We start from the raw sequence: 11352 nt of genomic DNA, 5'->3' as shown, positions 1-11352 counted from the left end.
ACGGAGCTCGCGCTGAGCGTGTGGGCCGCGGGTTCGGCCGAGCCGGCGACGCCGACGCTGACCCGCACCGACAGCACTGCGTCGCTGCAGGCCCCCGGTGGGGTCAGCCTGGGTGGCTACCTCTCCGGTAGCGCCACCGCCCCGGTCGACGTCCGCTTCACCGAGGTCCGCGTCACGCCCGTCGCCTGACGACGGTTCCCGCGACGACCACCTGCTCGACACCTCGGGCAGGTGGTCGTCGCGCGTCCGCCGGCGGCCCGGCGGCCCGTGCCCAGTTCGGGTGAGGCCGCCGCCGGTCGTGACGTACCCGGGGCGACCGGCGGGGAGGATGGGCCGGTGAAGGCCGTCGTCCGTCTGCTCCGGCGGCCCGCGACCGGTGCACTTGCCGGCCAGGCGAGCCAGGCGGTGGCCGGGCTCGCCCTGCAGGTCGCCGCGGCAAGGGAGCTCGGCGCGGCTGGGCTCGCGACCTTCTCCCTCGTCTACGGCGCGATCGTGCTGGCCACGGCGGTCTGCAGCGGACTCGTCGGTGACTCGCTCACCGTGCTGGACCGGCACGACCCCGGCATCAGGGCGGGGCTGCACGTGGGCGCGCTGCTGGTCTCCCTCGCGGCGGCGCTCGCCGGCGGCCTGCTCTCCGCCGTCACCGACCTGGTGCCGCCCTGGGCCGCGGTCGTGCTCGGCCTCGCGACGGCGGCCTTCGTCGTCGAGGACACGCTCCGCCGGCTGCTCATGGCCACCGGCCGGTTCTGGTCCCTGCCGCTCGTCGACGGGACCAGCCTGGCGCTGGCACTCGGCTGCCTGGCCGTCCTGGGTGCCACCGGTGAGCTCACGCTCACCTCGTTCGTGGTGGCGCTGCTCGCCGGGCAGGCCGGTGCGGCCGCCGTGGCCTGGGCGCTGATCCCCGGCCCCGAGCGCCCGCGCGGGCCGTGGCGCCGCCCCGCGCTGGCCGAGGTGGCGGCCTTCGGTGCGTGGCGCGCGACGGCCCAGACCATCCGCCCGGCCATGCTGACGCTGCTGCGGCTGCTGGTCATCGGCATGGCCGGCGCGGCCGCCTACGGGCCGCTGGAGGTAGCCCGGGTCTACACCGCGCCCACCCTCGTCCTGGTCGCCGGGATGGGTTCCTTCCTGCTCCCGCACTTCGTCTCCCTCCGGCTGCGCGGTCCCGCCGCGGGGCTGCGCGTGGCCGACCGCGCCGCCGCGGGGCTGACCCTGGGCGTGCTCGCGATCGGCCTGGTCGCGGTGGTGGCCCTCCCGTGGCTCGGCCCGCTGCTGACCGGCGGGGACTACGCGGTGCCGGTGGCCGCGGTGGCCGGTTGGTCGGTGTACGCGGCCGCGAGCGCCACGCTGCTGCCGTACTCGTCGCTGGCCTCCGTCCACGGCCGGCAGCGCCGGGTGCTGGCCCACCGGTCGCTGGAGTTCGCGTCGCTGGCCGCGGTTCTGCTGCTACTGCTCCTCGTCGACGGGGGAGCCGCCTGGGCGCCGCTGGCCCTGGCGCTCGGACCGGCGCTCACGGCGCTGGCCGTGCGCCAGCGGGTGCTGCGGCACGACGACCGTTCGTCGGATGCCCGGCCGGTCCCCGTCCCGGTGGCCCGGTGACACCGCCGGTGCCGGTGCCCGGGGTCCGGCTCCCGGGCGCTGCAGCACTCCCCGCCGTGCCGGCGCCCGAGCGATCCACCGACGACCGCTCTCCGGCGGCCGGCCGCACCGCGTCGCCGCTCGGCCTCCGCCTGGTGGCCCTGCTGCTCGTCGTGGGGGCCGTGGGGTGGCGCCGCGGGGAGTACTTCTCCGGTGCGCTGGACCCGGTGGTCGTGGCGAAGGCGGCGGTGAGCCTGGTGGCGCTCGCACTGGCTCTGCTGCTCGCCCAGGCGGTGCCCCGCCGGCCCCTGGGCACGGGGTCGCTGTGGTGGCTGGGGATCCTGCTCGGCAGCTCGGCCTTCGGGGCCCTGACCGCGGGGAACCTGCCGGCCGGCGGCGTGGTCGCCGTCCGGGTGGCGGTGCTCGCGGCGACGACCTTCTTCCTGCTGCGTGCCGCTCCCGCGGTGCAGGTCCTCACCGGCGTGGCGTGGGCGTGCGGCGTGGTCGCGGCGGTCGCCTCGCTCACCGGCATCTCCAGCTTCCTGGACGAGGGGCGCCTGGCCGGCGGGATCCCGGCGATCGACCCGAACGACCTCGCGCTGCTCGCCGGGGTGGCGGTCGTCCTCCTGGTCTGGCGGCTGGTGCAGGACGACGTGAGCGCCCCGGCCGTCGTGGCGGCGCTGTTCTTCCTCGGCGTCGTCTGGGTCACCGGCTCGCGGACCGGCCTGCTGATGCTCGTGCTGGCCGTCCTGGTCATGGCCGCGCACATCCGGCGGCCGCGCGTGGGCCTGGTGGTCGCCGGGCTCGTCCTCGGCGCCGCGGGGGTGGTCGCGGTCACGGTCACCGGGGCGATCACGGGGTTCGCGGCTCGCGGCGGGGACGGCGCCAGCACCCTGGACTCCCGGTTCATCGCCTGGCGGGCCTCGCTCACCTGGGCGCAGAGCAACTGGCAGGAGGTCTTCGGCGGGGGCCTCTCGGTCAAGATCATCCGGGTCCAGGGCCAGTTCTGGACGACCCAGCCGCTGGACAGCAGCTGGGTCTCCCTGCTGGTGCAGGCCGGGATCCTGGGGGTGGTGACCGCCGCCGCCTGGGTGCTCTGGGTGCTGCGCGGGGTCCGCCGGGCGCCGCGGCCGCACCGGGTCTTCTTCCTGGGCCTGCTGGTCTTCCTGCTTGGTCGCAGCGTGCTGGAGAGCGGCCTGTTCGACGCGACGCCGGCGTTCCTGCTGTTCCTCGCGGTCTCGCTGCTGGCCGAGGGCGGGACCCGGCAGCGGCTGCACGCCGAGGCCGGGAGGGCGGCCGCGCCCGGCTCCGTCCATGGACGACGGGCGAGCCGGGCCGGCTGACCGGGCAGCTCCCGACCCGGGCCGCGGGCGGGCCCTCGCCGTGCCGGCGGATGGCCGTCGTAGCGGAAGGCGCGGGCGCAGCAACGTCGCGGCCGCCCCACGGGCGCACGTCGGCACAGCGAACGGCTGTCGGCGGAGCGGTGCGCCGCAACCACTCGAGCGGCGCCGGCCGACGGTCCTGGGTCACCCCGGCCACCCGCGCACCCGACCGGTACAAGGGGTGCGGATGCCACGATCGTCCGGTGGCGACCCATCGGGTAGCGGTGACCTGCACGGTCCATGTCGAAGACGGCGAGGCGCTGCTCCGAGCCGGCGCGGCGGCGTGGGAGGCGTCAACCGGGGGCTGGGCGGTCTGCGTCGACGACGACCGCGGTGCTCAGGAGGCCTCGAGCGAGGAGGCGGCGGCCGTGGTCCCTGGGCCAGAGGCCGGCATCGCCCTTCTCCTGGGCGCCCAGCCGTACCCGACCGTCCCCGGAGTGTCGTTCGGCGCCTCGTCCGTCGACGTCCAGCCAGGCGCTCCCTCCGAGTAGGCGGAGGGTGTGCGCCGCGCCGGGGGGTGGGACGTGCCCACCCAGGACAACGCTCGCTGCCGCGCTCAGCGACCGGTGAGCGCGGTCCCCCCGGTCCTCGGGCGTGCGGTCGCCTGCGGGGCGCGGGCGGGCACGGTCTCCCGGGCGGCGCCTCCGGCGCTGTCGCGTTGACGGCGCCGCGGAGCGAGCACGACGGCCAGCGGCCGGGCGCCGGCGGCCGCGAGGATGGAGCGGACCTCCTGCAGATCGGCCCGGTCGGCACGCCCGGGCTCCGCCACGACCACGACCCCGTCGTACTCGCGCCCGATCCGGCGCCACTCGTGCAGCGGCGCGAGGGGCGTCCCGGTGGCCAGCTGCACCCCGGCCGGGCGGTTCCCCGTGGTCGGCGCCCCGGAGACCGGGCCGGACAGTTCGGCCGGCACACCGCCGGCGACCAGTTCTCCCGCGACCTCCTCGGCGAGCGACCGCGCGAGCTGGTCGTCCTGCGGCGAGCTGCCGAGCACGAGGACCCGGACCGGGCCCTCCTCGGTCGCCGCGGCCAGCCGCCGCGCGACGAGCGTGGCCGGCCGCGGCGACAGCCGGCCGCTGCCGCGGCGGCCCGGCGTGGCGTGCACCGGGAGGTCCCGGTCGTCCCAGGTCGCACGGACGTCGTCCGCGGTGTGCACGCGGGTGTCGGTCCGGCTGCGGAGGACGGCGGCGGCGGCGCCGAGCGCCAGGCCGACGACCAGACCCAGGCCCAGCAGCAGGCTGGGCACCGGGAAGACCGGTGCGGAGGGGACGGTCGCGGGATCGGTGACGGTGAGGTCCACGGGGGTGTCGCCGTCCCCGGGGCGCTCGAGCTGCTCCACCACCGACCCGAACTCCTCGGCCACCGCGTTCGTGATGGTGGCGGCCCGGACCGGGTCCCTGTCGGTGACCGTGATGTCGATCTGGGAGCTGTCCAGCGGGTTGCTGGCGGAGATCTTCGTGCGCAGCTGGGCGACCGTCTCGGGCAGGTCCCCGTCCTCGATGACGGCGCCCAGGACGGCCTGGCTGCGGGCGACGTCCGGGTAGCTCGTCACGCGCTGCCGGATGAACTGGGCGCCGCTGGTGCTGTCACCGGACGTGGCGGCCACGAACACGCTGGCGGTGGCCTGGTACGAGGGCGAGCTGACCAGCACCACGGTCAGCGCGACCAGCAGGGCGGCCAGGGTGACCCCCATCCACGTCGCCCAGTAGCGGCGCAGTGCCGTCAGGTAGTCCCGCAGTTCCATGCCGCCCGCTTCCTCGTCCACTCCGTCGTCGACCCCGGCAGGTCGCCCCCGACCGGGCGCAGCCCTGCCGTGCCACGACACCCGGTCCCGAGGCTAGGGCGCTGACCAGCGCATCGGCGGTCGCAGCAGGGCCACCCACCCCCAAGGGGCGAGGTGCGGCGACCGGCTGGTGGTGGCAGGTGCCCCGAGCGGGTGAACCTGCCCGCGATCCTCACTTTCCGTGAGCAGCGATGGATACGTTGCTGTCTCGATGAGCGGTCGTCCGGCGATTCCGGCCGTCACGGTCACTCAGCGTGTCGACTGGAGGGGGAAACACATGTCGACGTCCACCACCGGGCGCACGGGCGCACCGGTCACCGGATACGCACCGGGTGCCTACGACCTGTTCCACATCGGGCACCTCAACATCCTCAAGCATGCCGCGGAGCACTGCGACCGGCTGGTCGTGGGCGTGGTGTCGGACGAGATGCTGCTTCGGAGCAAGGGGCGCGCTCCCGTGATCCCGCTCGCCGAGCGCATGGAGATCGTCCGGAGCCTCCGCTTCGTCGACGACGTCCACGCCGAGGTCGTGCCCGACAAGGTCGACACGTGGCGCGAGGTCGGCTTCGACGTCATCTTCAAGGGCGACGACTGGCGGGGGACGGCCAAGGGCGACAAGCTCGAGCGCGACTTCGCCGCGGTCGGCGTCCGGGTGCACTACTTCCCGTACACCATGCACACCTCGAGCTCGATCCTCCGCCGGGCGCTGGCCGCCATCGACGCCGAGGAGCCGGTGGGCCGCGTCGCCCGCGCCCTCACCTCCTGATCTCGGGCGGTGTGCCCGGGCGGACCTCCCGGGCACCGGTCCCGGTTCCCGCCCCGGCGGGCCCCGGCGGCCCGCCGCGCCGCGGACTAACCTGGGTTCCGGCCCCTGCCGCACTCGGCGGCACGTGCGCGGCCGACCGATCCCCGGGAGAAGAAGAAGCGTGACCCTGCGCGGCGTGCTCGACGTCGTCCTGACCGATCCCGGGATGGCGCGCGTCGTCGCCGCCGCGGGGAGCGCCGACCTCGCCGTCACCGCACCACCACCGGTGCAGCCGCTCGTCGCCGCCGCGCTCGCCGCGCCGGGGGGCGCGCAGGTGCCGGTGCTGGTCGTCACCGCCGGCGAGCGGGACGCCGACGCGGCCGCCGACCTGCTGCGCTGCTTCCTGCCCGACCGGCGGGTCGAGGTGTTCCCGGCCTGGGAGACGCTGCCGCACGAGCGCCTCAGCCCGCGGGCGGACACCGTCGGCCGCCGGCTGGCGGTCCTGCGGGACCTCACCCACCCCGGCGCCAACGGGACGATCGACGTCCTGGTCGCTCCGGTCCGCAGCGTCCTGCAGCCGCTCTCCCCGGGCCTCGGCGAGCTGACGCCGGTCGAGCTGAAGCCCGGGGACGCCGCCGAACTCGACGAGATCGCCCGGGCGCTGTCCGACGCCGCCTACACCCGCGTCGAGCTGGTCGAGAAGCGCGGCGAGTTCGCCGTCCGCGGCGGCCTGCTCGACGTCTTCCCGCCGACCGAGCCGCACCCGGTGCGCGTGGAGTTCTGGGGCGACGAGGTCGATGAGCTGCGGTACTTCTCGGCCGGCGACCAGCGCTCGCTCGACGAGCGCCCGGATCGCCTCTGGGCACCGCCGTGCCGGGAGCTGCTGCTCACCGAGGAGGTGCGCACCCGCGCGGCCGCGCTCGCGGTCGAGCACCCCGGCCTCCTGGAGGTCCTCGGCAAGCTCGCCGAGGGCATCGCCGTCGAGGGGATGGAGTCGCTGACCCCCGCCCTCATCGGCGACGAGGCCATGCAGCTGCTCACCGACCTGGTCCCCGCGGGCACGCACGTCCTGGTCTGCGACCCCGAGCGGGTGCGCAGCCGGGCGGCCGACCTGGTGCGCACCGCCGATGAGTTCCTCGCCGCCTCGTGGGCGACCGCCGCCGAGGCGGGCGAGGCGCCGCTGGACCTGGGCGCGTCCTCCTTCCGCGACCTCGCCGACGTGGAGACCGCCGCCCGGACCCGGGGGCTGCCGTGGTGGACCACCGGGGCGTTCACGCTGCAGGCGGAGGACGACGAGCACCAGGTCACGCTGGACGCCGCGCCCGTCGAGCGCTTCCACGGCGACCAGGGCGCGGCCGTCGAGCGGATGCGCGGGTGGCACCGCGAGGGCTGGCGGGTCGTCGTCACCTTCGCCGGTCCCGGGCCCGCGCAGCGCGCCGCCGACCAGTTCACCGAGGCCGACCTCGGCGTGCGCCTGGTGCCGGACGTCGCCGGCGCCCCCGACGCCGGGCTGACCCACGTCACCCAGGGCAACCTCGAGTCCGGCTTCGCCTTCCCGGGCATCGGCCTGGCCCTGCTCACCGAGCACGACCTCACCGGTCAGCGCGGTACCTCGATGCGCGACGCGGTGAAGATGCCCGCTCGGCGGCGCAACGCCGTCGACCTCGTGCAGCTGCAGCCCGGCGACCTCGTCGTCCACGAGCAGCACGGCGTCGGCCGCTACATCGAGATGATCAGCCGCACCGTCAACGGCGGCCAGCGCGACTACCTGATCGTCGAGTACGCCCCGTCGCGGCGGAACCAGCCGCCGGATCGGCTCTTCGTGCCCACCGACGCGCTCGACCAGCTGACCCGCTACGTCGGCGGCGAGGCGCCCGCGCTGTCCAAGCTCGGCGGCGCCGACTGGCAGAAGACCAAGAGCAGCGCCCGCAGGGCGGTCAAGCAGATCGCCGGTGAGCTGATCCGGCTGTACTCGGCGCGCATGGCCACCCAGGGGCACGCCTTCGGCCCCGACACCGTGTGGCAGCGCGAGCTGGAGGATGCCTTCCCGTTCCAGGAGACGCCCGACCAGCTGGCCGCGATCGACGAGGTCAAGGCCGACATGCAGCAGACGGTGCCGATGGACCGGATCATCTGCGGCGACGTCGGCTACGGGAAGACCGAGATCGCGATCCGGGCCGCCTTCAAGGCGGTGCAGGACGGCAAGCAGGTCGCCGTCCTGGTGCCGACGACGCTGCTGGCCAACCAGCACTTCAAGACGTTCTCCGAGCGGGTCGCCCAGTTCCCGGTGACCGTCAAGGTGCTCTCCCGGTTCCAGTCCGACCGGGAGACGACGGAGATCCTCCGCCAGCTCGCCGCCGGCGAGATCGACATCCTGGTCGGCACCCACCGGCTGCTGCAGCCGACGACCCGGTGGAAGGACCTCGGGCTGGTCATCGTCGACGAGGAGCAGCGCTTCGGCGTCGAGCACAAGGAGTACCTGAAGACGATGCGGACGGCGGTCGACGTCCTGTCGATGTCGGCCACCCCGATCCCGCGCACCCTGGAGATGAGCCTCACCGGCATCCGCGAGATGTCGACGATCCTCACCCCGCCCGAGGAGCGGCACCCGGTGCTCACCTACGTGGGTGCCTGGGCCGACAAGCAGATGGCCGCCGCGATCCGCCGCGAGCTGCTCCGGGACGGCCAGGTCTTCGTCATCCACAACCGGGTGCAGTCGATCGACAAGGCCGCGGCGAAGATCCGCTCCCTGGTGCCCGAGGCCCGGATCGCGGTCGGGCACGGCCAGATGAAGGAGCACGAGCTCGAGCGGATCATGGTCGGCTTCTGGGAGAAGGAGTACGACGTCCTGGTCGCCACGACGATCGTCGAGTCGGGCCTGGACATCCCGAACGCCAACACCCTGATCGTCGACCGCGCCGACACGTTCGGGCTCTCCCAGCTGCACCAGATCCGCGGTCGCGTCGGCCGTGGGCGCGAGCGGGCCTACGCCTACTTCACCTACGACCCGACCCGCACGCTCACCGAGACCTCGGTCGACCGGCTCACCACGATCGCCAACAACACCGACCTCGGCGCCGGCATGGCGGTGGCGATGAAGGACCTGGAGATCCGCGGCTCGGGCAACCTGCTCGGGGGCGAGCAGTCCGGGCACATCGCCGGCGTCGGCTTCGACCTCTACGTCCGGCTGGTCGGCGAGGCGGTGGCCGACTACCGGGCGCAGGTCACCGGCGAGGAGGCGCCCGCCGAGCCGCTGGAGGTCCGCGTCGACCTGCCGGTGGACGCGCACCTGCCGCACGACTACGTGCCCGGCGAGCGGCTGCGGATGGAGGCCTACCGGAAGGTGGCGTCGATCCAGGACGACGACCAGGCGCAGGCCGTGCTCGACGAGCTCACCGACCGCTACGGAGCCGCGCCGGCGCCGGTGCTCAACCTGCTCGCGGTGGCCCGCTTCCGGGTGGCGATGCGGTCGCTCGGCATCACCGAGGTGACGCTGCAGGGCCGCACCATCCGGGTCGGCCCGGTCGACCTGCCGGAGTCCAAGCAGATGCGGCTGGCCCGGCTGGCCGACGGCGCCTCGTACAAGGCCGCGGTGCGGACGATCTCGCTCAAGGTGCCGGTCGGCCCGGACCGGCGGACGCCGCTGCGCGACGTCGCCCTGCTGGAGAACCTGCACGCGACGCTGACGGCGGTGCTCGACCAGCCCGTCGCCGCCTGACAGCTTCGGGAGCATCGCAGTGAGCGTCGGCGAGCGAGGAGCGGACCGGAGCGCGGAAGGTGGCTGTGTGACGGCGGCGGCGTCCTAGGCGGCCGGGGCGGCGTGCGGCGGAGGTCACACCCCGTGTGGGAGTCTCCCGGCGTGCTGATCCACCGCGCTGCCCGGACGAGTGCCGCCGTCTTCCTGGTCGCCGTCGCGCTGGCCGGCTGCCGGACCGACCCCTCCGTCGCCGCCTACGTGGGGGAGGAGCAGATCGCCGTCGGCGAGCTGGAGTCGGCCGTCGACCAGCGGCTGGCCGACCCGGAGGTCGCCGCCGCCGTGGCCGGGCGCGAGGACGAGCTCACCCGCCGGGTGCTCGGTCTGCTCATCGAGGGCGAGATCCACGACGCCGCGGCCGAGCGCTACGGCGTGGAGGTCACCGACGTCGAGGTGACCCGCCGGATCGAGGAGCTGCTGGGCAGCGACGACCCCGAGGCCGTCTACGCCCGCCTCGCCCAGCAGGGCGTCGGGCGGGCCGACGTCCGCGAGAGCGTGCGCCAGCAGCTGGTGCGCCTCGAGCTCGCCGAGGCGGAGGGGGACGTGGCCGCCCTCGACGAGCGCGCGCTGCGGGCGCGGTACGAGGAGGTCCGGGAGGAGCTCGGACAGGTCGAGTTCGGCTACGTCACGGTGCCCGACCAGGCCACGGCCGACGCGGTGACCGCCGAGCTCGCGGCCGACCCGGCCCGCTACGCCGAGGTGGCCGCCCGGTTCGCGGGCCCGTACACGCTGCCCGAGCTCGACCGCCGGACGCCCGACCAGCTGCCGGCGCCGCTGGCCGCCCCGCTCGCCGAGGCGGAGCCGGGGACGGCGGTCGCCGTGCCGGTGCCCGAGACCGGGGGGATCGTCGTCGCCCTCCGCGCCGGCACGGTCTACCCGTCGTTCGAGGAGCTCCGCCCGCAGCTCGAGGAGGAGGCCGGCGAGGCGGTGGAGGCGGCCGTGCGGCCGCTGCTCGACGACGTCCGGGCCGACCTCGACCCGACGGTCAACCCGCGCTACGGCGTCCTCGAGGACGGCCGGCTGCTGCCGGCCGACGGCGGGGTCGTCGACATCCTGGGGGACGAGCCGGACGTGCCTTCGGCAGACTGACCGGGTGCCCGTCGTCCTGGTCGTCACCGTCAACCCCCGCCTGCCCGCCCTCCTCGGCGCGTCGGGCTGGCAGGCGGTGACCGGCGACGACGCCGTCGTCGCGCTGCCCGGCGCCGCCGCGGAGGCGGGGATGCTGCGGGCGGCCGGCGTACGGGTGGAGGAGCTGCCCGACGCCGTCGCCGCGGCCGCCCGCGCGGACCCCGTCGTCTGCCTGGCCTCCCCGGCCGAGACGGCGGCCCTCCCCGGCGTCCCCGCGGTGGCCGGGGCGCCGGAGCCGCCCGGTGCGCGGCTGCTGGACGTCGTCACGGTGATGGACCGGCTGCGGTCTCCGGGCGGGTGCCCCTGGGACGCCGAGCAGACCCACGCCTCGCTGCGCGGCTACCTGCTCGAGGAGGCGCACGAGGCCTACGACGCGATCGTCGACGACGACCCGGTCGCCATGCGCGAGGAGCTCGGCGACGTGCTGCTGCAGGTGGTCTTCCACGCCCGCGTCGCCGCGGAGGCGGGGGAGAAGCGGCGCTTCGACGTCGACGACGTGGCCGGCGACCTCGTCGACAAGCTGGTCCGCCGGCACCCGCACGTGTTCGGGGACGCCGGGCCGCGCGATTTCGCGCAGGTGGAGGCCGGCTGGGACGAGATCAAGAAGGCCGAGAAGCAGCGCCGCTCGCCGACCGAGGGCGTCTCCCGGTCGCAGCCGGCCGCGTCCTGGGGCGCCGCTCTGGTGCGCCGGGCCGGGCGGGCGGGGCTGCCGACGCCGGCACCCGCGGAGCTGACCGTCGACAGCCCCGAGGCGCTCGGGGAGCGGTTGCTCGCCGTGGTCGCGGCCGCCGAGGCGCGCGGCTGGGACGCCGAGGACGCCCTGCGCGAGGCGGTCCGCCGCTACGCCGGCGAGCTGGACGCCGAGGCGGAGGAGCGGGCCCGGGCCTGACCGGGGGAGCGCCGCAGGCCCTAGCGTGATCCCGCCGCGACCACCGGCGCCGACCTCCGGAAGGAGCCCGCCCTGTTCCCCGACGTCCCGCCGCCC

The 11352-nt window shown here is 75.5% G+C and carries 8 protein-coding genes; 7 read left to right on the top strand and 1 reads right to left on the bottom strand.

The window, feature by feature from the left end:
• From O2W17_RS06130 to O2W17_RS06120, 3 genes are all read left to right on the top strand, one after another.
• Positions 1-189, top strand: a 189-nt coding sequence (locus O2W17_RS06130; RefSeq protein WP_269191513.1) for a hypothetical protein, incomplete at its 5' end; no start/stop codon positions are given.
• 147 nt (positions 190-336) lie between these two features.
• Positions 337-1596 carry a hypothetical protein gene (locus tag O2W17_RS06125; protein ID WP_269191512.1) on the top strand — a complete coding sequence of 420 codons (1260 nt, stop codon included), beginning with the start codon at positions 337-339 and terminating at the stop codon, positions 1594-1596.
• Between the two features lie 56 nt (positions 1597-1652).
• Positions 1653-2918, top strand: a complete 1266-nt coding sequence (locus O2W17_RS06120; protein WP_269191511.1) for an O-antigen ligase family protein — start codon at positions 1653-1655, stop codon at positions 2916-2918.
• A gap of 595 nt (positions 2919-3513) precedes the next feature.
• Here O2W17_RS06120 and O2W17_RS06115 read toward each other — a convergent pair.
• Positions 3514-4701, bottom strand: coding sequence for a YveK family protein (locus O2W17_RS06115; protein ID WP_269191510.1), 1188 nt, complete (start codon positions 4699-4701; stop codon positions 3514-3516).
• Positions 4702-5017: 316 nt separating this feature from the next.
• Between O2W17_RS06115 and O2W17_RS06110 the strand changes: the two genes are divergently transcribed.
• The 4 genes from O2W17_RS06110 (at position 5018) to O2W17_RS06095 (ending at position 11256) form a co-directional block, all read left to right on the top strand.
• Positions 5018-5506, top strand: coding sequence for an adenylyltransferase/cytidyltransferase family protein (locus O2W17_RS06110; RefSeq protein WP_269191509.1), 489 nt, complete (start codon positions 5018-5020; stop codon positions 5504-5506).
• Positions 5507-5666: 160 nt separating this feature from the next.
• Complete coding sequence (gene mfd, locus O2W17_RS06105; protein ID WP_269191508.1) at positions 5667-9203, top strand: transcription-repair coupling factor; 3537 nt, start codon at positions 5667-5669, stop codon at positions 9201-9203.
• Positions 9204-9326: 123 nt separating this feature from the next.
• Positions 9327-10328, top strand: a complete 1002-nt coding sequence (locus O2W17_RS06100) for a SurA N-terminal domain-containing protein (RefSeq protein WP_269191507.1) — start codon at positions 9327-9329, stop codon at positions 10326-10328.
• Positions 10329-10332: 4 nt separating this feature from the next.
• A complete protein-coding gene (locus O2W17_RS06095) occupies positions 10333-11256 on the top strand; it encodes a MazG family protein (protein WP_269191506.1) in 924 nt (307 codons plus the stop codon).
• Positions 11257-11352 lie beyond the last annotated feature (96 nt).

Origin of the sequence: Blastococcus sp. VKM Ac-2987, from assembly GCF_026967805.1 — a bacterium.
Taxonomy (GTDB): domain Bacteria; phylum Actinomycetota; class Actinomycetes; order Mycobacteriales; family Geodermatophilaceae; genus Blastococcus.
This window is presented reverse-complemented; position numbering and strand designations above follow the sequence as displayed.

Coding starts and splice junctions, on each gene's coding strand:
- O2W17_RS06115 (WP_269191510.1), bottom strand. CDS start 4,701: ATGGAACTGCGGGACTACCTGACGGCACTGCGCCGCTACTGGGCGACG.
- O2W17_RS06110 (WP_269191509.1), top strand. CDS start 5,018: ATGTCGACGTCCACCACCGGGCGCACGGGCGCACCGGTCACCGGATAC.